This is a genomic window from Bradyrhizobium sp. CCBAU 051011, assembly GCF_009930815.1.
GTDB lineage: Bacteria > Pseudomonadota > Alphaproteobacteria > Rhizobiales > Xanthobacteraceae > Bradyrhizobium.
Genome location: NZ_CP022222.1, coordinates 6,222,018 through 6,244,306, shown reverse-complemented (window position 1 = coordinate 6,244,306; position 22,289 = coordinate 6,222,018). Strand labels below are relative to the sequence as shown.

21 protein-coding genes, 1 tRNA gene and 1 pseudogene are annotated in these 22,289 nt (G+C 63.3%); 17 read left to right on the top strand and 6 right to left on the bottom strand.

Annotated features, from left to right (window positions below):
• The first annotated feature begins 94 nt into the window (after positions 1 to 94).
• The 7 genes from ACH79_RS29165 to ACH79_RS29135 all read left to right on the top strand — a co-directional run bounded on the left by ACH79_RS29165 (position 95) and on the right by ACH79_RS29135 (position 5,638).
• On the top strand, positions 95 to 1,915 hold the full coding sequence (locus ACH79_RS29165; RefSeq protein WP_161854006.1) for an IlvD/Edd family dehydratase: 1,821 nt from the start codon (positions 95 to 97) through the stop codon (positions 1,913 to 1,915).
• A gap of 154 nt (positions 1,916 to 2,069) precedes the next feature.
• Positions 2,070 to 2,804, top strand: a complete 735-nt coding sequence (locus ACH79_RS29160) for an SDR family oxidoreductase (RefSeq protein ID WP_161854005.1) — start codon at positions 2,070 to 2,072, stop codon at positions 2,802 to 2,804.
• A gap of 11 nt (positions 2,805 to 2,815) precedes the next feature.
• Positions 2,816 to 3,562: an SDR family NAD(P)-dependent oxidoreductase gene (locus ACH79_RS29155; RefSeq protein ID WP_161854004.1), complete on the top strand. Its 747-nt coding sequence runs from the start codon at positions 2,816 to 2,818 to the stop codon at positions 3,560 to 3,562.
• A gap of 41 nt (positions 3,563 to 3,603) precedes the next feature.
• Positions 3,604 to 3,987 (top strand): RidA family protein, encoded by a 384-nt coding sequence (locus ACH79_RS29150; protein ID WP_161856635.1) that lies wholly within the window; start codon positions 3,604 to 3,606, stop codon positions 3,985 to 3,987.
• A 55-nt stretch (positions 3,988 to 4,042) separates the two neighbouring features.
• On the top strand, positions 4,043 to 4,435 hold the full coding sequence (locus ACH79_RS29145; protein ID WP_161854003.1) for a GFA family protein: 393 nt from the start codon (positions 4,043 to 4,045) through the stop codon (positions 4,433 to 4,435).
• Between the two features lie 50 nt (positions 4,436 to 4,485).
• Positions 4,486 to 5,166: a site-2 protease family protein gene (locus ACH79_RS29140; protein WP_161854002.1), complete on the top strand. Its 681-nt coding sequence runs from the start codon at positions 4,486 to 4,488 to the stop codon at positions 5,164 to 5,166.
• Between the two features lie 61 nt (positions 5,167 to 5,227).
• A complete protein-coding gene (locus tag ACH79_RS29135; protein WP_161856634.1) occupies positions 5,228 to 5,638 on the top strand; it encodes a hypothetical protein in 411 nt (136 codons plus the stop codon).
• Positions 5,639 to 5,662: 24 nt separating this feature from the next.
• Here the strand turns inward: ACH79_RS29135 and ACH79_RS29130 are convergent, their stop codons facing one another.
• Positions 5,663 to 6,574 (bottom strand): helix-turn-helix domain-containing protein, encoded by a 912-nt coding sequence (locus ACH79_RS29130; RefSeq protein ID WP_161854001.1) that lies wholly within the window; start codon positions 6,572 to 6,574, stop codon positions 5,663 to 5,665.
• Between the two features lie 169 nt (positions 6,575 to 6,743).
• On the opposite strand from ACH79_RS29130, the gene ACH79_RS29125 reads away from it, so the two are divergent.
• Genes ACH79_RS29125 through ACH79_RS29100 form a run of 6 tightly spaced genes read left to right on the top strand, consistent with a single transcriptional unit; the run spans position 6,744 to position 12,764 of the window.
• Positions 6,744 to 7,970: an amino acid ABC transporter substrate-binding protein gene (locus ACH79_RS29125; protein WP_161854000.1), complete on the top strand. Its 1,227-nt coding sequence runs from the start codon at positions 6,744 to 6,746 to the stop codon at positions 7,968 to 7,970.
• A gap of 31 nt (positions 7,971 to 8,001) precedes the next feature.
• On the top strand, positions 8,002 to 8,871 hold the full coding sequence (locus ACH79_RS29120; protein WP_246738189.1) for a branched-chain amino acid ABC transporter permease: 870 nt from the start codon (positions 8,002 to 8,004) through the stop codon (positions 8,869 to 8,871).
• Positions 8,868 to 9,812, top strand: coding sequence for a branched-chain amino acid ABC transporter permease (locus ACH79_RS29115; protein WP_161853999.1), 945 nt, complete (start codon positions 8,868 to 8,870; stop codon positions 9,810 to 9,812). The genes ACH79_RS29120 and ACH79_RS29115 overlap by 4 nt, the downstream gene beginning before the upstream one ends.
• Positions 9,809 to 10,558, top strand: coding sequence for an ABC transporter ATP-binding protein (locus tag ACH79_RS29110; protein WP_161853998.1), 750 nt, complete (start codon positions 9,809 to 9,811; stop codon positions 10,556 to 10,558). Before ACH79_RS29115 ends, ACH79_RS29110 begins: the two co-directional genes overlap by 4 nt.
• Positions 10,551 to 11,288: an ABC transporter ATP-binding protein gene (locus ACH79_RS29105; RefSeq protein WP_161853997.1), complete on the top strand. Its 738-nt coding sequence runs from the start codon at positions 10,551 to 10,553 to the stop codon at positions 11,286 to 11,288. Before ACH79_RS29110 ends, ACH79_RS29105 begins: the two co-directional genes overlap by 8 nt.
• A 24-nt stretch (positions 11,289 to 11,312) precedes the next feature.
• A complete protein-coding gene (locus ACH79_RS29100; RefSeq protein ID WP_161853996.1) occupies positions 11,313 to 12,764 on the top strand; it encodes an aldehyde dehydrogenase in 1,452 nt (483 codons plus the stop codon).
• A gap of 122 nt (positions 12,765 to 12,886) precedes the next feature.
• Here the strand turns inward: ACH79_RS29100 and ACH79_RS29095 are convergent, their stop codons facing one another.
• The 4 genes and pseudogenes from ACH79_RS29095 to ACH79_RS29080 all read right to left on the bottom strand — a co-directional run bounded on the left by ACH79_RS29095 (position 12,887) and on the right by ACH79_RS29080 (position 15,719).
• Complete coding sequence (locus ACH79_RS29095) at positions 12,887 to 13,672, bottom strand: energy transducer TonB (RefSeq protein ID WP_246738188.1); 786 nt, start codon at positions 13,670 to 13,672, stop codon at positions 12,887 to 12,889.
• On the bottom strand, positions 13,669 to 14,133 hold the full coding sequence (exbD, locus tag ACH79_RS29090) for a TonB system transport protein ExbD (RefSeq protein ID WP_161853995.1): 465 nt from the start codon (positions 14,131 to 14,133) through the stop codon (positions 13,669 to 13,671). Before exbD ends, ACH79_RS29095 begins: the two co-directional genes overlap by 4 nt.
• A gap of 3 nt (positions 14,134 to 14,136) precedes the next feature.
• A complete protein-coding gene (gene exbB / locus ACH79_RS29085; RefSeq protein WP_371419294.1) occupies positions 14,137 to 15,090 on the bottom strand; it encodes a tonB-system energizer ExbB in 954 nt (317 codons plus the stop codon).
• A pseudogene (locus ACH79_RS29080) lies at positions 15,087 to 15,719 on the bottom strand (Fe2+-dependent dioxygenase). The gene exbB and the pseudogene ACH79_RS29080 overlap by 4 nt, the downstream one beginning before the upstream one ends.
• A 574-nt stretch (positions 15,720 to 16,293) precedes the next feature.
• On the opposite strand from ACH79_RS29080, the gene ACH79_RS29075 reads away from it, so the two are divergent.
• From ACH79_RS29075 to ACH79_RS29065, 3 genes are read left to right on the top strand one after another with little or no spacing between them, the layout of a single operon-like run.
• Complete coding sequence (locus ACH79_RS29075; protein WP_161853993.1) at positions 16,294 to 17,460, top strand: efflux RND transporter periplasmic adaptor subunit; 1,167 nt, start codon at positions 16,294 to 16,296, stop codon at positions 17,458 to 17,460.
• The gene (locus tag ACH79_RS29070) at positions 17,457 to 20,603 is read left to right on the top strand and encodes a multidrug efflux RND transporter permease subunit (protein WP_161853992.1); all 3,147 of its coding nucleotides are present in this window, start codon (positions 17,457 to 17,459) and stop codon (positions 20,601 to 20,603) included. The genes ACH79_RS29075 and ACH79_RS29070 overlap by 4 nt, the downstream gene beginning before the upstream one ends.
• A 56-nt stretch (positions 20,604 to 20,659) precedes the next feature.
• Positions 20,660 to 21,214, top strand: a complete 555-nt coding sequence (locus tag ACH79_RS29065; protein ID WP_371419293.1) for an invasion associated locus B family protein — start codon at positions 20,660 to 20,662, stop codon at positions 21,212 to 21,214.
• Positions 21,215 to 21,343: 129 nt separating this feature from the next.
• Here ACH79_RS29065 and ACH79_RS29060 read toward each other — a convergent pair whose 3' ends face one another.
• Positions 21,344 to 21,736, bottom strand: a complete 393-nt coding sequence (locus ACH79_RS29060) for a hypothetical protein (RefSeq protein WP_246738187.1) — start codon at positions 21,734 to 21,736, stop codon at positions 21,344 to 21,346.
• Positions 21,737 to 21,880: 144 nt separating this feature from the next.
• Here ACH79_RS29060 and ACH79_RS29055 point away from each other — a divergent pair.
• A tRNA-Gln gene (locus ACH79_RS29055) sits at positions 21,881 to 21,954 on the top strand.
• Positions 21,955 to 22,289: the final 335 nt, after the last annotated feature.

The window sequence follows — 22,289 nt, the reverse complement described above, 5'->3', positions numbered from 1 at the left end:
GGCGAGTGCGTTTGCAGCGGATGAAATTTTCAGCATTGTGCAAGCGCTGCCTCGATTTGAACCGCTCACCGGATTTGCAGTGCGGGAGGAACCAATGAAAAAGAACGACAACAAGACTGCCACCAACGGTAAGGGCCGCAGGCTGCGTTCCCTCGAGTGGTTCGACAACCCGCACAATCCGGGCATGACGGCGCTCTATCTCGAGCGCTATCTGAATTACGGCCTGACCCGCGAGGAATTGCAGTCCGGCAAGCCTATCATCGGCATCGCCCAGACCGGCAATGACCTCTCGCCGTGCAACCGGCATCATCTCGAGCTGGCGCACCGGGTACGCGAAGGCATTCGCGCGGCCGGCGGCATCGCGATGGAATTTCCGACGCATCCGATCCAGGAGACCGGCAAGCGGCCGACGGCGGCGCTCGACCGCAACCTCGCCTATCTCGGCCTGGTCGAAGTGCTGTTCGGCTATCCGCTCGACGGCGTGGTGCTGACCACCGGGTGCGACAAGACCACGCCGGCCTGCCTGATGGCGGCGGCGACAGTCAATCTGCCCGCGATCGTGCTTTCCGGCGGCCCGATGCTGAACGGCTGGTTCAACGGAGAACGCACCGGGTCTGGCACCATCGTCTGGAAACAACGCGAGCGGCTTGCCGCCGGCGAGATCGACTACAACGAATTCATTGAAATTGTGGCCTCCTCGGCCCCATCGGTCGGCCATTGCAACACGATGGGCACGGCCTCGACGATGAATTCGTTGGCGGAAGCGCTCGGCATGTCATTGCCCGGATGCGCGGCGATCCCCGCGCCCTATCGCGAGCGCGGCCAGATCGCCTATGAGACGGGAAAACGGATCGTCGAGATGGTCTGGGAGGACCTCAAACCCTCCGACATCCTGACCCGCAAGGCGTTCGAGAACTGCATCGCTGTGAATTCGGCGATCGGTGGCTCGACCAACGCGCCGATCCACATCAACGCGCTGGCGCGGCATATCGGCGTGGAGCTCTCGATCGACGACTGGCAGAAGCACGGTCACGACATTCCGCTGCTGGTGAACATGCAGCCGGCCGGCTTCTATCTCGGCGAAGAATATCATCGCGCCGGCGGCGTGCCGGCGGTGGTGCGCGAATTGATGGCGCAGAAGCGGATCCATGAAGATGCCGTCACGGTCAACGGCCGCACCATCGGCGAGAACTGTCGCGAGGCGCCCAAGCCCGACGGCGACGTGATCTGGAGCTACGACAAGCCGCTGGTGAAGGACGCCGGCTTCCTGGTGCTGCGCGGCAACCTGTTCGATTCCGCGATCATGAAGACCAGCGTGATTTCTAAGGAATTCCGTGAGCGCTATCTGGTCAATCCGAAAGACCCGAATGCATTCGAAGGCCGCGCCATCGTATTCGAGGGACCGGAGGATTATCACGACCGGATTGACGATCCCTCGCTCAATATCGACGAGCACTGCGTGCTGTTCATCCGCGGCGCCGGGCCGATCGGCTATCCCGGCGGCGCCGAGGTCGTGAACATGCAGCCACCGGCGGCGCTGATCAAACGCGGTATTCTCTCGCTGCCCTGCATCGGCGACGGACGGCAGTCCGGCACGTCGGGTTCGCCCTCGATCCTCAACGCCTCGCCGGAAGCCGCCGCCGACGGCGGGCTGGCGATCCTGCGGACCGGCGACAAGGTTCGCATCGACCTCAACAAGGGCGACGCCAACATCCTGATATCAAGCGACGAATTGAAGAAGCGTCGCGCCGAATTGAAGGACAAGGGCGGCTTCCCCTACCCGGCCAACCAGACGCCGTGGCAGGAGGTTTATCGCTCGACCGTCGGCCAGCAGGCCACCGGCGCCTGCATGGAGCTCGCCACGCGCTATCAGAATATTGCCGGCACGGTCGGCGTGGCGCGGGATAATCATTAGGCAAACGCCGTCATTGCGAGCGCAGCGACTTGTCCGCCGTAGCTCAAGGAGCGAAGGCGGAAGCAATCCAGAAATCCCCCTGCGGAAACGATCTGGATTGCTTCGTCGCTTTGCTCCTCGCAATGACAAAAGAGGAAACAAGGAGAAGAAAAACATGTCAGACCGCCTGAAGGGCAAGCGTGCTTTCGTCACCGCGGCCGCCGTCGGCATCGGCCGCGCCTGCGCGGTGGCTTTTGCGCGTGAAGGCGCAACCGTGTTCGCCACCGATATCGACGAGGCCAAGCTCGCCGCGCTCAAGGGCGAAGGGATCGCAGAAGTGGCCAGGCTCGACGTGCGCGACAGCGCAGCGGTCGCCGCCATGGCCAAACGCGCCGGCCAGACCGACATCCTGCTCAATGCCGCGGGCTTCGTGCATCACGGCACGGTGCTGGATTGCTCCGACGAAGACTTCGATTTTTCGTTCGACCTCAACGTCAAGTCGATGCACCGCACGATCCGCGCATTCCTGCCGGCCATGCTGGAAAATGGCCGCGGCACGATCGTGAACATCTCGTCCGCCGCCGGCGTCTTCAAGGCCGCGCCGAACCGCTACGTCTACGGCGCGACCAAGGCCGCGGTCGCCGCGCTGACGCGCTCGGTCGCCACCGACTTCATCGCCAAGGGTATCAGATGCAATTGCATCTGCCCCGGCACCGTCGAAACCCCGTCGATGCTCGATCGCGCGGCGGCTGCAGGTCCCAACGGCCGCGAGATGTTCATCGCGCGACAGCCGATGGGACGGCTCGGCACCGCCGAGGAGATCGCCTCGCTCGCCGTCTATCTCGCCAGCGATGAGAGTGCGTTCACGACGGGCGTCGCGCACGTCATCGACGGCGGCTGGACGTTGTAGGAGAAAGCCCAATGAACAAGATCGATCTGAACGGCCGTTGCGCCGTTGTCACCGGCGGGGCGCAGGGTTTTGGACGCGCGATCGCCGAGCGCTTCGTCGCGTCAGGCGCGAAGGTCGCGATCTGGGATCACGACCGGCCGTTTGCGGAAAAGACCGCCAAGGAAATCGGCCCGGCCGTCTCGGCGTTCAAGGTCGACGTCTCCGACCTCGCCGCCGTCGAGAAAACCCGCGACGAGACGCTGAAGGCGCTCGGCAAGATCGATATCCTCGTCAACAATGCCGGCATCGCCGGCGTCAACGCCACCGTGTGGGAAACCGACCTCGACGAATGGCGCAAGGTGATGCGCATCAATCTCGACGGTCCCTTCATCTGCTGCAAGGCGGTGGTGCCGGCGATGCTCAAGCAGAAATACGGCCGCATCGTCAACATCGCCTCGATCGCCGGGAAGGAAGGCAATCCGAACGCGGCGCATTATTCGGCCTCGAAGGCCGGCCTGATCGCGCTGACCAAGTCGCTCGGCAAGGAGCTCGCGCAGCACGACATTCTCGTCAACGCGGTAACGCCGGCGGCGGCGAAAACCGCGATCTTCGATCAGCTCACGCAGCAGCACATCGACTTCATGCTGTCGAAAATTCCGAAGGCGCGTTTCGTCCTGGTGGAAGAACTCGCGGCGATGGTGGCATGGCTTTCGTCGGAGGATTGCGCGTTTTCGACCGGGGCGGTGTTCGACATTTCCGGCGGACGAGCAACTTATTAGCCGACCGACGGCTGCAAATAGCTGGACCAGAAACAATGCCGTTGAAACTTCGATCGATAAACGCCGAGTCAGCCCCTGAGGCGGTCGGCGGTTATTCCCAGGCCGTGGAAACAACGAACAGCATCCGGCGGCTTTACATCAGCGGTCAGATTCCCATGGCTCGCGGCGGCGCGGTGCCGGACAGCTTTGCTGAACAAGCGAAGCTTGTATGGGCCAACGTCCTTGCACAGCTCGAAGCCGCAGACATGACGATCGGCAATCTGGTGAAGGTTACGATCTTCCTGTCCGACAGAAAATACGCGCTCGAAAACCGTCAAGCGCGACAGGAGGCTTTGGGTGGGCACGCCCCCGCGCTCACCGTTATCATTGCAGGCATTTTCGACGAAGCCTGGCTATTGGAAATAGAAGCCATTGCCGAGGCGTGACGGGTCTCACCAGGATATCAACCGCCAGAACGGTGAATGCAGCCGCGGAGACACAATGACCAGAGAAGGCGGATGCCTGTGTGGCGCGGTCAGGTTCAAGACCGAGGGCGAGCCGGTCAACGTCCGGATCTGCCATTGCCGCAACTGCCAGAAGGCGATGGGCTCGCCGTTCTTTGCCCGTGCGCTGTTCGACCAGCGGAATTTGACCGTCTCGGGTGATACCGCGCGCTATCCGTCGTCGGAAGCGCTCGACCGGGTATTCTGCAGGGTTTGCGGGACAAGGCTGTTTTCCCGGCGCACCAACGGCACCGTCGTCGGCGTGGCGCTCGCCGCCTTCGACGACCGCAACGCCTTTGCGCCGACTGAGCACATCTGGGTCTCGGAAAAGATGGCGTGGGTGCGGCTTGATGACGGCCTGCCGCAATATCAGGAGACGGTTCCCCAGTGACGCGGGCGTGCTAGGCTAGCGGCTTCGACGCGCAAACCGGGGCAGACCGCTTGAACATCACGCTCTACGGCATTTCGGTCTGGGTGCTCCCCGTCCTGATCGCCATCACCTTCCACGAGGCCGCGCACGCCTTCGTGGCATACAAACTCGGCGATAATACCGCCTGGCAGCTTGGCCGGGTCAGCTTCAACCCTTTCAAGCATATCGATCCGTTCGGGACCGTGATTCTGCCGGGCGTGCTGCTGCTGGCGCATTCGCCGTTCCTGTTCGGCTACGCCAAGCCGGTCCCGGTGAATTTCCGAAACCTTAACCATCCCCGGCTCGACATGGTCTGGGTGGCGCTGGCCGGCCCCGCCACCAACATCGTCCTGGCGACGATCGCAGCGTTTGCCTTCCATGCCATGCCGCTGGTGCCGGCAGACGCCGCCAAATGGACCGCGGACAACCTCAAAAACATGTTCTTCTTCAATATCGTGCTGGCGATCTTCAACATGATGCCGATCCCGCCGCTGGATGGCGGCCGGGTCGCCGTCGGGCTGCTGCCGCGGGTGCTGGCTTACCCGCTGTCGCGCGTGGAACCGTACGGGATGCTGATCCTGCTCGGTCTTTTGATCCTGCTTCCCGTCATCGGGACGCAGCTCGGCCTAAATCTTGATGTTATTTCGGCGATACTGCGGACTCTTATCGGATATGTGATGAGCGCGCTTCTCTTCATCACCGGCAACGCTTAATCTTCAGATAGAACAACACAGGGAAGAACCGACCCGGGCCATGGCGACAAAAGCTGCCGATATGTTGATTGCGCGACGCGCCGATACCCGCGCGAGGGCAGATTTCGCGACCTGGAAAATGCTGGCCAAGCTTAACGGCTTCTCCGCCCTGCCCGCCGAGGCGCAAAGCTTTCTCGAGGGCTACCGGCAATTGTTGGCGAGGATGACCGAGGCGGACGCGTCCGAGGCCACCATCCAGCTCATGTACAAGAGCTATTATGCCGAGATGGGCGGCTCCGGAACGCCGCCCGAGCTGCCTTCGCGCGCGGCCGAGCCGGTCAAGGAGGCAGGCAACGTCACAGCGTTCCGACGGCCGCCGCCGCGGCCCAAACCTGCCGCATCCGGACCTCAGACCAAACCACGGCTTCCGGTGGCGCTGATCTTTGCCTGCCTCGCCATTGTCTATGTCAGCATCCGCTTATACTGGCGCTGACACAGCCGCTTAACACCAGCGTACTCATGGCCACGCCGCATAGGACGGACCGCTGCGTGCGTGCTCGAGCCTTATCTGCCGGCGATAGTTTCCCGGCGATGCGCCGCGGTACTTGCGGAAGAAGCGGTTGAAATAAGCCGGATCGCGAAAACCCAATCCGTATCCGATCTGCTCGACGGGAAGATCGAGCTGCTGCAGGCGCGTGCAGGCTTCGCGGACCAGGCGCTCGTGAATGATCGCGCGCGGGCCACAGCTTTTCTCGCGCTGGCAATGCGCATGCAGCTTGTCGGACGTGACGCCGAGCGCGTCCGCATAGCGCGCCACCGGCCAGCCGTCGCGGTAATGCAGTTCGACCATTTGCAGGAAATTGCCAACCAGCGCCGGACCGCCGCCGCGCGCCGCAACCTCGTGACGCTCGTCATGCGAGGCGCTGAGCCGCCAGAGCTGCAGGCATAGCAGAAGCAGATGCGAAGAGATCAGTGTCGCGCCGCCAAAGCCGGGCGCACGCAGCTCAGCCACGATGGCCCGGCACGATTCGGCGACCGTATCCAGAGAGGGCGGAAGCGCTTCGCCTGATATCAGCGCGACGCGCTCGGTGGTCCTGCGCAGATGCAGCGCCTCGGCCGTGCCGGCAATAATCTTGATCAGGAAATCGTCGTCGACCGATAGCAGGAAGCCGTCCGCGCCGGGACCCACTTCGATCGTCGCATCGGTGCTGCCTGGCAGCCAAAGCAGCGTCGGCGCTTCCATCGCAACACTGGTCCCGTGCCAGGATGCACGGCCACAATCCGATTGCAGCAGCAACAGATGCGCCCGCCGCTCGGACCTCTGGCGGATCACCCAAGATCTGGCCGCCAGCGCCGCCGAAAATGCCTCCGCACGCACCGCCAGTGCGATGCCGACCGGCAGTCCATTCAGTCCTGGTGATACCGACATGCCCCCGCCTCCTGAGACAATCCGCCGCCAGTGAACCGGGGCGTTTGCCAGAAAAGTACAATCTTTCCCCGGCTTCGTCCAATTCCAAGCCTCCCGGAACGTCCCCTAACGTCAGGACGATCATGAGCGCCAGTTCAATGGCGCCGGTCGCATCACCCGGGAGGAGAACATGACGACATTTTTGACGCGCCGTGCCGCCTTGCTGGCGGCCGCAACTTGCGCCGCCACCATCGGCCTCGCCGCCATCGCCGAAGCGCAAACCTCGATCAAGATCGGCTACGCGATCTCGCGCACCGGCCCCAATACCGGCGGCGCCGCCGTCACCACCATTCCCAACTACGAATTGTGGGTGAAGGAAGTGAATGCCGCCGGTGGTATCAAGCTCGGCGACAAGCGCGTCCCGATCGAGGTGGTGCAATATGACGACCGCTCCAACGCCGAAGAGGCCGTGCGCGCGCTCGAGCGGTTGATCAACCAGGACAAGGTCGATTTCATTCTGCCGCCCTGGGGCACCGGCCTTAATCTGGCTGTTGGACCGACGCTGAACCGCGAAGGTTATCCGCACCTCGCCGCAACCGCCGTGACCGATCGCGCGCCGGAACTCGCCAAGCGCTGGCCCAACAGTTTCTGGCTGCTCGGCACGTCAGCGGATGCCGCCAAATCGCTGGTCGAACTCTTGAACAAATTGCGTGACGAAAAGAAGATCGGCGACACGGTGGCGATGGTCAGCATCGCCGACGGTTTTGGCATCGATCTGTCCGGGGCGGCGCGGCCGGCGCTCACCAATGCGAAGTTCAAACTCGCCTACGACAAGACCTATCCGATCGGCACGCAAGACCTGGCGCCGATCGTCAACGAGATCAAGGCGCTCAATCCCGATGTCTTCATCGCCTTCAGCTACCCGCCGGATACGCTGGCGCTGACCGAGCAATCGCGCATCGCAGGCCTCAATCCAAAAGTGTTCTATACCGGCGTCGGCACCGCCTTCCCGCTCTACAAGCAAAAGTTCGGCAAGAACACCGAAGGCGTGATGGGCATCGGCGGCTGGAGCGGCGACAGTCCGGCGATCAAGGACTACCTCGCTCGCCACAAGGCCTCCGCCGCCAACGGCGCCGAGCCGGACCGCTGGGCGAGCGCGGTGACTTATGCGAGCCTGCAGATGCTGCAGCAGGCGATCGAACGCGTCGGCAAGGTCGACCGCGCCGCTGTCATCAAGGATCTGCAGACCGGCTCATTCGACACCGTGATCGGCAAGGTCAAGCTCGAGAACAACATGCCGACGCGCTACTGGTGGGTCGGCCAGTGGCAGGATGGCGAGTTCTACGGCATCGCGCCGGCCGGCAACGAAGGCGCGCGCAAAGCGATCGTGCCGAAGCCGGCGTGGGTGGCGCCGTAACGTTCAAGACAGCGAGGCGGCCGGCCAAGCCATGACCAACGCCATTCTGACCGGCCTGATGCTGGGCGGCATGTATGCGCTCATCGCCATGGGGCTCACGCTCCAGTACGGCGTTGCGCGCATCATGAACCTATCCTACGGCGAGTTCCTGATCGCCGCCGCCTTTGCATCGCACTGGCTGTTCACGGGCTGGGCCGTCAGTCCCTTTGTCGGACTGGCGCTGGTCGTTCCCCTCGCCTTCGTGCTCAATTTTGCGATCTACAAGATACTGCTGACCCCGCTGGTGCGCCGCGCGCCGAACCGCGACGCGCTCGAGGTCGACAGCATTCTCGCTACCTTCGGGCTCACCTTCGTCATTCAGGGCTCGATGCTGGCACTGTTCGGCGGAGCCTATTACAGCTATTCGTTCCTGGCCTTCCCGGTGCAGTTTCTCGGTGAGACGGTCGCCGCCAACCGCCTCACCGCGCTTGGCATCACCATCGTGCTTGGGCTCGCGCTCTATGCCGCGCTGACACGCACCCGCGCCGGCACGGCGATACGCGCGGTTGCCGTCGATCCCTTCGCGGCCCAGCTTGTCGCCATCAATGTGCCGCAGGCGTCCGCCCTGACCTTTGCGCTCGGCGGCGCGCTGGTCGCCGCGGCCGGCGTGCTGGTCAGCACATTCCTCACCTTCAGCGCATCATCCGGCGTGGTCTTCACCATGAAAGCGTTGATCGTCGTGGTGATGGGCGGCGTCGGCAACATGCTGGGCTGCCTGATCGCGGGGCTGGCGCTTGGCCTCAGCGAGGCGCTGGTTGCCTCCTATGTCGATCCCGGGCTTACGCTTGCGGTGAATTTCGCGCTGTTTCTCGCCGTGCTGCTGGTGAAGCCGGCCGGCCTGTTTGGCAGGGCGACGCGATGAGCGCGCGTATCGCTGGCTTCGGCTTCCTTTCGCTGGCAGCAATCGCGCTGCTGGCCTTCGTCCCCCGTCTCGGCAACGCCTACTATCTCGCGCTTGCCATCAGCCTGCTGCAATACACCGTGCTGGCGACGGCCTGGGGTATGTTCTCAGGGCCCACCCGCTATGTCTCGCTGGCCACGACCGCCTTCTTTGGCGTCGGGGCTTATACCGTCGCGGTGCTCGGCGAAATCCTGCCCTGGCCGCTGGTGCTGCTGACCGCCGCGGCGCTCGGCGCCATTGTCGCCGCCATCGTCGGGCTGTCGACGCTGCGCCTGAGCGGCGTCTACTTCGTCATCTTTACCTTTGGTCTCACCGAGCTGATCCGCCAGCTCGTGGTCTGGTTCGAGGTCAACAAGTCGCGCGTGCTCGGACGCTATGTCTTCGTCAACATCACCCAGGCCGATATTTACTGGCAGTTGCTGGTGCTGACCGCCGCGGTGTTCCTGCTGGGCTGGCTGATCGCGCGCTCGCGCTTAGGCTTTGCGCTGCGCGTGATCGGCGAGGACGAGACCGTCGCAAAGCATTGCGGGATCAATACCACCTTCGCAAAAGTCGCCCTGTTCACGATCAGCGCCACGGTCATGACGCTGGTCGGCGCGATCATGGCGCCGCGCTGGACCTATATCGAGCCGTCGATCGCCTTCAATTCGATGATCTCGTTTCAGGTGCTGATCATGGCGCTGCTCGGCGGCGCGCACCGGCTGTGGGGGCCGGTGCTCGGCGCCGTGCCGCTGACGCTGCTGTTCGAACTGTTGAGCGCGCGCTTTCCCAACACGTTCACGATCATCCTCGGCTGCATCTTCCTGTTGATCGTCTACATGCTGCCGCGGGGCGTGGCCGGATTGTTCGAGAAGCTGTCGACGACGTCTGCCGGCAAAACCACGCAACGGGTAGCCGCATGAGCCAGGGCACCCAAACGACCGTGCTCGAAATCGACGGCCTGCGGCGCGCGTTCGGCGGGCTGGTCGCGGTGAACGATCTCGGCTTTTCGGTCGGACAAGGCGAGATCATGGGCCTGCTCGGTCCCAACGGGTCGGGCAAGACGACAGCGCTCAATCTGATATCGGGCGTGTTGCGTCCCGATGCCGGCACCATCCGCCTGATGGGCCAGAACATCGCGGGCCTTGCGTCGTACCGGATCGCGCGGCTTGGCCTTGCCCGGACATTCCAGCTCGTCCGCGTGCTCGATGGCATGGACTGCCACGAGAACATCAAGGCAGGGCTGGCGTTCCAGAGACCCCATCTGCCCGCCGCCGAAGCCGAGCTTCGGATCGATACGCTGCTCGATCGCGTCGGCCTTGCCGGGCACGGCCGGCGGCCCGCGGCCGACCTCACCTATATCGACCGCAAGCGCCTGGAACTCGCGCGCGCCCTCGCCGCGAAGCCGCGATTGCTGCTGCTAGACGAATGGCTCGCCGGCCTCAATCCCTCCGAGCTGGCAATCGGCATCGATCTGATCCGGTCGTTGAAGGCGGAAGGGATCACCATCGTGCTGGTCGAGCATGTGATGGCTGCGGTGCGCGCCCTGTGCGACCGCTGCATCGTCATGAGCAGCGGACGCAAGATTGCCGAGGGTGCCACCGCGGACGTGTTGAGCGATGCCGCGGTCGTCAAGGCCTACCTCGGCGGAGTGGCTGCGGATGCTTGAGGTCAAAAATCTCAGCCTCGCCTATGGCCTGCACCGCGCGCTCGACGGCGTCGCGCTCCATGTCAACAGCGGCGAGATCGTCACGATCCTCGGCGCCAATGGCGCCGGCAAAACCTCGCTCCTGAAAGCCATCGCAGGCGTTGTGCGTACGCTGCCCGGCAAGCAGGTGAGCCTCGGCGGCCGTAACATATCCGTGCTTCCCCCGCACGACATCGTCGAAAGCGGACTGGCGCTGGTGCCCGAGGGCCGCGGCATCTTCGGCGATCTGACGGTGAAGGAAAACCTCCTGCTCGGCGCCAATCCAAAGCGCGCTCGCGAGGGCGAAGCGGCGCGGCGCGAGCAGGTGTTTTCGCTGTTTCCGCGCCTGCGCGAACGCGCCGCCCAGATCGCGCGCACCATGAGCGGCGGCGAGCAGCAGATGCTCGCGATCGGCCGCGCCCTGATGTCCAATCCGGATATTCTGCTGCTCGACGAGCCGTCGCTCGGTCTCTCGCCTGCCATGGTGCAGGAATTGTTCGCCACCCTGCTGCGGGTACGCGAGGCCGGCGTCGGATTGCTGCTCGTCGAGCAGAACGCGCAGGAAAGCTTGCGGATCGCCGACCGCGGCTATGTGCTCGAAAACGGCATCATCGTCGGCCACGGCAGCGCCGATCATCTGAAGTCCGATCCCGCCGTCCAGCGGGCCTATCTCGGCGGCGTGCCGCCGGCCACCGCCACACCGTCATCGTAACGCCACCGCCCGAAGGAGAATGTCATGCACGAAATCACGCTGCTGCTCGAGAGCAAGGATGTCCCGGCGTCAAACGGCGCGACGTTCGATCGGCTCAACCCCGTCACGGGTGATGTCGCAAGCCGCGCTGCGGCAGCCCAGATCGCGGATGCGAAGCGCGCGGCCGACACCGCCGCGGCCGCTTTCCCCGCATGGTCCGCCACCGGCCCGAACGCAAGGCGCGCGATCCTGCTGAAGGCTGCCGATCTGCTGGCGTCGAAGGCGCCGCAGTTCATCGAGCTGATGGCAGCAGAAACCGGCGCGACCGCGGGCTGGGCCGGCTTCAACGTCCACCTTGCCGCCGGCATGTTGCGCGAAGCCGCCGCCATGACCACGCAGATTGCGGGCGAGGTCATTCCCTCGGACAAGCCGGGCTGCATCGCCATGGCCGTGCGCCAGCCGGCGGGCGTGGTGCTGAGCATGGCGCCGTGGAACGCACCGGTCATTCTCGGCGTGCGCGCCATTGCGCTGCCGCTGGCCTGCGGCAACACCGTGGTGCTGAAGGCCTCCGAGATCTGCCCGGGCACCCACCGGCTGATCGCCGAATGCCTGCGCGACGCCGGCCTGCCGCCGGGCGTGCTCAACGTCATCACCAACGCGCCGGAAGATGCCCCTGCCCTGATCGAAATGCTGATCGGCCATCCCGCCGTGCGCCGCGTCAATTTCACCGGCTCGACCCGCGTCGGCCGCATCATCGCGCAGGTGGCGGCGAAGTATCTGAAGCCGGCGCTACTCGAACTCGGCGGCAAGGCGCCGATGATCGTGCTCGACGATGCCGATATCGACGCAGCGGTAGCCGCCGCAGCCTTCGGCGCCTTCATGAACCAGGGCCAGATCTGCATGTCGACGGAGCGCCTCGTCGTCGACGAGAAGATCGCCGACGCATTCGTGACCAGGCTCGCGGCGAAAGCCGGATCGCTGGTCGCGGCCGATCCGCGCAAGGGCAATGCGCCGCTGGGATCGCTGATCGGCACCGATGCGGCGGCCCGCATCCAGGCCTTGATCAACGACGCCGTCAGCAAGGGCGCCAAGGTCGTTGCCGGCGGACGCAGCGAGGGCACGCTGATGTCGGCGACCGTGATCGACGGCGTCAACTCGTCGATGCGCATCTATGGCGAGGAGTCGTTCGGTCCGGTGGTCTCTGTCGTGCGCGTCAACGGCGTGGACGAAGCCGTTCGCGTCGCCAACGACACCGAGTATGGCCTGTCGGCCGCCGTGTTCGGCCGCGACATCGCCCGCGCATTCGAGGTCGCCAAGCGGATCGACTCCGGCATCTGCCATGTCAACGGTCCGACCGTTCATGACGAGGCGCAGATGCCGTTCGGCGGCGTCAAGGCGTCAGGCTACGGCCGCTTCGGCGGCAAGGCCGGCATCGCCGAATTCACGGAATTGCGCTGGATCACGATCGAGACCGGACCGCAGCATTATCCGATCTAGCACGATGGAGAGAATGCGCGGCGTCATCTCTTGTTCTTGACACGGAAGATCACCGGCGGGGTGAAGGTCAGACCTTCGTCGGCGATCATGCCCGACATCACTGGCAAAGCAGAACTATCGACTTATTTTGCGTCCTTGAACGTGACAGGCAAAGTGCGAGTCAACCCTAGATCTGCGACCAACGGCGGCGGCTTCGGTACAGGATCCGCCCGTCGGACCATTTTCAGAGCAGCTTCGTCATAAGCGCTCAGACCAGAACCTTCGGCGACGCTAACTGAAAGAACGTGACCCGTGCGGTCAAACTCAAGCTCGAGCTTCAACGCCGCGCCTTTCACCTTTGCGCCGTCCGGAAACATCAGGAACTTCTTGAAATGAGCAACAACCTTCTTTTCCCACGCCACTTTCGCGAGCTCGACGCTCTTGCCGATGCCCAATTTCGGCGCCTTGGCCGTGTCTTCACGACGCCCGTCAAGGTTAGGCGTTGCCATTGCCTCTTGCGCCGCTGATTCCGGCGAAGCTTGCGTCTGCACCGCTGCAAGCTTCGTATCCTCCTCCTTCGGCTTTTCCGATTTGTTCGGTGTCACCGCGCGGTCCGCATCATCGACGTCGGTCGGCTTGTCCTGCGGCAGTTCGGTGTCCTTAACCTCGGCCTCTTGTTCGGCGAGTTGCGGCGATGCTACGGCAGCCTCGGTATCCGGACCGGGAGGCAGGTTGATGTCTTCACGGTTGGCCGATGCAAGTTCAACTCCAACCTCGATCGCCGACGCACCTACGGCATCGTCGGCGTCTACTTCAGCTTGCAAATGCGCGATGGCCAGCGCCGCTCCCCCGGCATGAAGCGCAAGTGCCGTCACGGCGGCAAAAATCCAGAGCCGCCGGGATGGCTTATGTTCGTCAAGGCCGATCAAGGCGCTGCCGGCGCTGCCTGCGCCGCCGCCGCATCAGGAACGCCTTCCAGCGCCACCAGTTTGATTTTCGAGTAGCCGCCGGAGCGCAGTATCTCCAACACGACCATCAACTCCCCGTAGGGTACCGCGCGATCGGCGCGAATGAAGATATGACGATCCTTGCTGTCCGGCATCGCATCTAACGAGCGCACCAGATCGATCCGCTTGACCAAATCCTCCCCGATCGCAATCGAGAGGTCCGGCTTAATGCTGACATAAGTCGGCTTGTCCGGCTTCTTCTGCGGAGTTGCGGTCGATGTCGGCAGATCGATCGGCAGGTCGACGGTGGACAGCGGCGCCGCGACCATGAAGATGATCAGGAGAACGAGAATGACGTCGATAAAGGGCGTGACATTGATCTCATGCGATTCCGCAAAATCGCTGTCGTCATCGTGGTCATGTTCTGCGATTGAGGCGCCCATCGCCTACTCCGCCGCCGTACGGGAATGCGAACTGACATGGGTGCGGTCAAGATCGCGCGACAACAGCCGCGCCGCAGCGCCCGATGCGCGGCTGACCAACTCCATGTAGCCTTTGGTCACGCGAGAAAAGTGATTGTAGATGATAACGGCGGGGATTGCAGCAACCAATCCGATGGCGGTCGCGAGCAGCGCCTCGGCGATGCCGGGCGCCACCACGGCGAGGTTCGTGGTCTGCGATTTCGAAATACCGATGAAGCTGTTCATGATGCCCCAGACGGTGCCGAACAGGCCGACGAAGGGCGATGTCGCGCCGATGGTTGCCAGAAGGCCCATGCCGAGCCTGATACGCCGCGCTTCGGCGCGCACGATTTCGGCAAAGCTCGATGCGGCGCGCTCCTTGATGCCGGCATCGCTCGATATGCCCGCCGACAGCCGCGCCTCGCGCATTGCTGCCGCAAGGAAGGACGCCAGCACGCTGCCCCTGGCGCCGAGCGCGAATTGCGCTTCCGCCAGCGACCGCGCGTCCGCGATCTTGGCCAGCGCCGAGCGCACCTTGCGCTGAACCACGGTCAGCTCAAGCATCTTGGCGATGAAGATGGTCCAGGTCACCAGCGAAGCAAAGGCAAGGCCGATCATGACCGCCTTGACCACCACGTCGGCCGACTTGAACATCGACCAAGGCGACAATTCCTTGAGCTCCGCGGCCGCCGCCTTCAGCAATTTACCCTCGCGCTCGGCCGGCGTCGCAGCCGCGTCCGAAGGCGCGGCCTGCGGAGCCGCTGCCTGGGGCAGCGCGGCCGGAGGCTGCGATTGCGATACGGCGGGCGCCTGCTGGGCCGTTGGCGCTACAGGAGGGGCCATGCCCTGCTGGGCGGACGACGGCACCGCCAGCGACAGCATCGCCAGCGCCGAGATCATCACCAATGTCGTCACGCGAGAAAGAGTCATCTTGTTCATTCTTCGGCCCAGTAGCGGATCAGGTTGCGATTGGTCAATTTGACCGTTTCAGGGTCGTCTCGCCCGAGCCGCTCTACCAGGGCCTGGATCGCGATATCGAGATCGAAGACGAGGCTGCGGGCGTGGCCATCCCGTACCATGCTCTGCAGCCAGAAAAAAGACGCTACATGCATACCTCGTGCGACCGGCGTAACCAGATGCGACCTAGACGCAGGATAATGCATGAGGCCCCAGGCCCCGAGCTTGATTTCATGTAAGTCATAGAGGTCCTCCACTATCACTTCGCTACCGTCGTATTCGTCCGGTTCCGACGGGCACTGCGTCACTGAAAGGTGGGTCCGGATCTGCAATCCCGTGAGGCGATCTCCCCTCACCGCGTTGTCGACATGAAGGCCGAATTGGTGGCCGTCTGAGGCCGCGTAGCGGTTAAACAGCGGCGGGACGAAATGCAGCCGGGGTCGCCGCCGAGATGAATTCTGGACTGGCGATCGGCGTCGTTAGCCCTCGACGGCCGCGCGTAGGCGCTCCGCGCCTGCGGTGGAGCGGCCATCTTCCACACGGCCGCGACCATGATGCGGCGGAAGTCCACCACATCAGTCGCTCGGTACGTTGGCGATGCGGACCAGCATTCCAACTGCCCCTTAGAATTTGTCTAGAACCGTGCCCGAGAGCACCATGCTCACGCTTCGTCCAGGCGCCAGGAACACGAATGGCGTCGCGCTCCGGTCAGAGCACATCGTAGCCGAGCTCGTTTGTCAGGTTTGGTGACCAACAGTTTTGCGTTCCGGTTCCTGTTAACCTCCCTTACAAGCATTCTAAAGACCGCCGGGAAATCCTGGAAAGTCAGGCGCTGATTGTTCGTCCAGCTTTCACCAACCAAACCGTGCCGGTGGTTTCATCAGCGGAACGGTTCGCCGACCGTCGATCCATGGCGGCAATGCTGATGCCCTCACGACAGCTTTGAGGGCCGGTGAGGAAGCGCAGGGGATGGGGCGATTGCAACACGCGCAATCAGTCCCACAATCAGAATCCGGACGTCATCCCTGTGCGCAACTCACGCCGAAGTACGCGACGCAGCGAGCCGCCCACCGCGGCGGCCAACCTTTCCTATTGTTTAGGATTCTCAAGCCTTAGTGTTTGTACAGGGCGAACGCGCGAACGTTATATCGGAGGACTTGGGGAACTTCCGGAAATCGATGAATCATGTCGAGGTCGCGCACCATCCGTTGGGCTTTGCTGATCGTAGCGATCGCCGCGCTGGGCTACCTCGGCTGGCAGCGATTCCAGAGTGGAGACCATCCGGCGCAAGCTGAAGCGCAGAAGGCCGCGCCCGCCCGTGCCGCCGTTCCGGTGCGGATTGCCACGGTCGAAAAGGCCGATTTTCCGGTCTATCTGACCGGTCTCGGCACCGTGCAGGGATTCAACACCGTCGTCGTCCGCACTCGCGTTGACGGCCAGATCAACCGGATCGCTTTTCAGGAAGGACAGGTCGTTCGGGAAGGCGACACGCTGGTCGAGATCGATCCGCGGCCTTTCCAGTCTGCGCTCGATCAGGCCAAGGCCAAGAAGGCGCAGGACGAAGCCAACCTCGCCAACGCCAGCCTCGACCTGCAGCGCTATACCAAGCTCGGCGAATTCGCGACCCGGCAACAGACCGACACGCAGCGCTCCACGGTCGCGCAGCTCACCGCGCAGATCCAAGCTGATGCAGCGATGATCGAGACCGCGCAGACCCAGCTCGATTACGCCACCGTCAAGGCCCCGATCTCCGGCGTCGTCGGGCTGCGTCAGGTCGACGTCGGCAACATCGTCAATGCCGCGACGCAGACCGGCATCGTGACCATCGCCCAGATCGAGCCGATCGCCGTGATCTTCACCGCGCCGGAAGACCAGTTGCCGGATATCAAGGCCGCGCTCGCGGCTTCCCCTCCCAAGACGATCGCGCTCTCCACCGACGGCAAACGCGTGCTCTCCACCGGCACGCTCGCGCTCATCAACAACCAGGTCGACACGTCGAGCGGAACCGTCCGGCTCAAGGCCGTGTTCGACAACAAGGATCACGCGCTGTGGCCGGGCCAGTCGGTCTCGACCCGGCTGCTCATTGCGACGCTGAAGGACGCCACCGTGATTCCCGACGACGCCGTTCAGCATGGACCCGATGGTCTTTACGCCTATCTGGTCAACAAGGAGAACAAGGCCGAACTCCGTAAGATCAAGGTGATGCGCTCGATCGACGGCCGCTCCGTGGTCGATGACGGGCTTTCGCCCGGCGAGCAGGTAATCGCGGCGGGCCAGTTCAAGGTTCAGCCGGGCACGCTGGTGACGACGGCAGTCGCCAGTTCGGATCAGGCGAAGGTTCCCGGCGAATGAGCGAGGGAATCTCCGCGCCCTTCATTCGCTATCCCATCGGCACCTCGCTGATGATGGCTGGCATCATGTTCATCGGCCTGGTGGCCTATCCGCTGCTGCCGGTTGCGCCGCTGCCGCAGGTCGATTTTCCGACCATTCAGGTTTCCGCGTCGCTACCCGGCGGCAGCCCGGAAACCATGGCGTCATCCGTGGCGCAGCCGCTGGAACGTCAGCTCGCGCAGATTCCCGGCGTCGCGCAGATGACCTCGACCAGCTATCTCGGCACGGCGGCGATCACGATCCAGTTCGATCTGAACCGCCCGATCGACGCAGCCGCCAACGACGTGCAGGCCGCAATCAACGCCGCCAGCGGCCAGTTGCCGAAGAGCCTCCCCTCGCCGCCGACCTATCGCAAGGTCAACCCGGCCGACTCGCCGATCCTGCTCTTGTCCGCGACCTCGGACACGCTGCCGCTGACGACCGTGAGCGATGCCGTCGACGCCCAGCTTGCGCAGCAGATCAGCCAGATCTCGGGTGTTGCCCAGGTCATCATCGGCGGCCAGCAGAAACCGGCGATCCGCATCCAGATCGACCCGGCCAAACTCGTCGCCAAGGGCCTCTCGCTGGAGGACGTGCGCAGCCAGATCGCGATCACGACCGTCGACAGCCCCAAGGGCAATATCGACGGCGAGCATCGCGCCTACACCATCTACGCCAACGACCAATTGCCAGACTCGAAGGACTGGAACGACGTCATCATTGCCTACCGCAACGGCGGGCCGTTGCGGATCCGCGATATCGGCCAGGCCGTCACCGGGCCGGAAGACGCCAAACAGGCGGCCTGGGCCAACGGCAAGCGCGGCGTGTTCCTGGTGATTTTCAAGCAGCCCGGCGCCAACGTCATCGAGACCGTCGACAAGATCAAGGCGACGCTGCCGCGGCTGGTGGCAGCCATTCCGCCGGCGATCAAGATCGAGGTGATCAGCGACCGCACCCAGACCATCCGCGCCGCGGTGGAGGACGTACAGTTCACCCTGCTCCTGACCATTGCGCTGGTCGTGATGGTGATCTTCATCTTCCTGCGCAGCTTCTGGGCCACGGTGATCCCGACGGTCACGGTGCCGCTGGCGCTGCTCGGCGCCTGCGCGTTGATGTGGGTGTTCGGCTATACGCTCGACAACCTCTCGCTGATGGCGCTCACGATTGCGGTCGGCTTCGTGGTCGACGACGCCATCGTGATGCTGGAAAACATCACGCGCTATATCGAGGAAGGCGAAAAGCCGCTCGCCGCCGCCTTCAAGGGCGCCCGCGAGATCGGCTTCACCATCGTCTCGATCAGTATCTCGCTGGTCGCGGTGCTGATCCCGTTGTTGCTGATGGGCGGCATCATCGGGCGGCTGTTCCGCGAATTCGCGGTGACGCTTGCCATGACCATCTTCGTGTCGATGATCGTGTCGCTGACGCTGACGCCGATGATGGCCTCCCGCTTCCTGCGCGCGCACGGGGAAACCAGGCATGGCCGGTTTTATCAATGGAGCGAGCGCGGCTTCGATGCGATGCTGCGCGTCTATGAGCGGGGCCTCGATCTAGCGATGCGTTGGAAGCTCACGACGCTGATGGTTTTCTTCGCCACGCTTGGATTGTCGGTCTACCTGTTCGTCATCATCCCAAAAGGCTTCTTCCCGCAGCAGGATAACGGCCTGATCACGGCCACCTCGGAAGCCAGCCAAGACATCTCCTTTGCCGAGATGAAACGGCGTCAGGAGGAACTCGGAAAGATCGTGCAGGCCGACCCGGACGTGGCCTCGGTCGCGATGTTGATCGGCGGCAGCGGGCGCGCCGGGAACAATGGCAGTCTCTTCATCACGCTGAAGCCACGCGAGGAGCGAAAGGCGAACGCGCAGCAGATCATCGCGCGCCTCCGTCCCCAATTGGAGAAAGTTGAAGGCGCCCGCCTCTATATGCAGGCGGCGCAGGATGTGCGGCTCGGCGGCCGGCCGACGCGAACCCAGTTCGAGTTCACGCTGCAGGACGCTGACCTCGCCGAGCTGAACGAATGGGCGCCGAAGATTCTGGCGAAGATGCAGACGGTGCCCGAGCTGCGCGACGTCGCCACCGACCAGCAGACCAACGGCACCACGCTGGAGCTCAAGATCAACCGCGATACCGCCGCGCGCTACGGCATCCAGCCGCAGCTGATCGACGATACGCTGTATGATGCGTTCGGCCAGCGCCAGGTGACGCAGTATTTCACCCAGCTCAACACCTACAAGGTGGTGCTGGAGGTGTTGCCGGAGCTGCAGGGCAGCCTCGACACGCTGAACAAGATCTACGTGAAATCGCCTACGACTGGCGACCAGGTGCCGCTGTCGACCTTTGCGACCTGGACCAGCGTGCCGGTGCGGCCGCTATCGATCAGCCATCAGGGCCAGTTTCCGGCGATCACGATCAGCTTCAACCTCGCACAGGGCGTGGCGCTGGGACAGGCCACCGACGCGGTGCAGAAGGCGATGGTCGAACTCGGCGCGCCGGCAACGCTCAATTCGAGCTTCCAGGGCACCGCGCAGGCGTTTCAGCAGTCGCTTGGCACCGTGCCGCTGCTGATCCTTGCCGCGCTGGTGGTGGTCTATCTGATCCTCGGCATCCTCTACGAAAGCTACATCCACCCGATCACGATCCTGTCGACGCTGCCGTCCGCCGGCGTCGGCGCGCTCGCGATCCTGATGCTATTCGGGTTCGACTTCAGCTTGATCGCGCTGATCGGCATCGTGCTGCTGATCGGCATCGTGAAGAAGAACGGCATCATGATGGTCGACTTCGCCATCACGGCCGAGCGCGACGAGAACCTGAAGCCCGAAGCCGCGATCCGCAAGGCGGCGCTGTTGCGCTTCCGTCCGATCATGATGACGACGATGGCAGCGCTGCTCGGCGGCGTGCCGCTGATGCTCGGCACCGGAACGGGCTCGGAAATCCGGCAGCCGCTGGGCTATGCCATGGTCGGCGGGCTGCTGGTCAGCCAGGCGCTGACGCTGTTCACCACGCCGGTGGTCTATCTCTATCTCGACCGGCTTTCCAACGCGTTTGCGCAGTGGGGACGTTCGTCCAATCCTAACCATGATGTGCATTCGCACACCCACGGATCGGTCAAGCAGGCGGCCGAATGACTTGACTTTAGGTTGCAACCAGCACATCCGAATGATGTTCATTTCGGAGCTGGATCGTGACAATTGCTGTAAAGCTTACGATTGCAATCGCGATATTATTCTCTTTTTGCGCGCAAAGCCACGCCCAGGCACCCAGAGCCAAGAACCCCTCACCTGTCGCGCAAGCAACGCCGGCTGCGGCCGAGGGAGCGAATATGCCCGCCCCTCCTGGCTGGATTGCGCGGTGCAGCAGCGCCAGCCGCGGTGCGCCGCTGGAATGCGCGATCGAGCAGAGCGCCGTTCTGACCAAGACCGGCCAGTTGATCGTGCTGATCAACATCCGCGTATCAGCCGAAACCCGCGCGCCGGTCGGCCTCGTCCAGCTACCGCTCGGGCTCAATCTGCCGGCCGGCGCCAAGCTCCAGGTCGATGACGGCAAGGCGTCCGACCTGCAGATCCAGACCTGCGAGGCCCGCGGCTGCTACGCCAACCTCCAGATCGCGCCCGAGATGCTCACCGCGTTGAAATCCGGCAAACAGTTGAAGGTCTCGTTCCAGAATCTCGCCAAGGAAACGATTGCGATCCCGATGCCGCTCGCGGACTTTGCGTCAGCGTATGAGAAGATCAAGTAGCGCTCTCTCCACGTCATTGCGAGGAGCTCGCGACAAAATTGCAAAGCAATTTTGCGCTGAAGCGACGAAGCAATCCATGCCTCCGCGCTCGCTGATTGCTTCGCTGCGCTCGCAATGACGGTGCGGCGGTTACTGCCGCGCCATCTCCGCCGTCCCAACTCCCTCGCCGTCCAGCTTTTGGTCCTCATGCATGTCGACCGTCACCCGCAGCAATTGGCCGGTGAATTCGAACGGCGCCTCGTAATGCGAGACCGGGCTGGAGCGGTCGCGGCCGATGTCGAGGCCGGACCATGAGATGAAATTGTTGAAGGCGAGCTGGGTCTGGATCGAGCCCGCCGGCTCGCCGTCGATCAGGAGCGTGTAGGCCGTCAGGCCGGTGCGGGAGCCCTTGGCCGGCGGTTCCTTGCGGACCAAGCGCTCGACATGCACGCCGAGCCGGTGGGCGCCCGATGGCGTCAAAGGCGCAAGAAGTGACGGCCGCTTGAGCTTCCAATGCTTCAAACCCGAATGGCGGAAGCCCAAAATGCGCCCTCTTCCACGCTTGCCAAAGACAGGACCAAGCGGGTAGAACGACGCCAACCTTTGGCGCGGTGATTTGTCCGGATCCCGCCGCCGGCAATCTATCCAGATAATCAAATAAACTATTGATTATATTGGATAATCCATTGGGGAATGGTGTAACGGTAGCACAACAGACTCTGACTCTGTTTGTCTTGGTTCGAATCCAGGTTCCCCAGCCAGACTCCGAAAAGCACAACAATCTGACAGCTTAGATCGACCGATCCGCCGGCAGTCGATGGTCCGACACCGTGGTCCACGGGAGCCAGATCGTGCCGTCCTACCCGCCCGGCTGCGCGCGATGCGGGCATCGCTCGTCTTGAGGCTGCGCGTGTGCTTGTCCTGAAAATCGAAATGATGACCCAGCTCAATCAATAATCCGAACCAAGTCGAACTGGACAATCCGGTCCACGCTGGACGACGCGTGCATCTGGGCGCCGGGTTGCTAAAATGCAAAGGCCGCCCCGGAAGGCGGCCAAAGTTCATCCCTTGATGCATCTCAGGAGACGGTCAACTT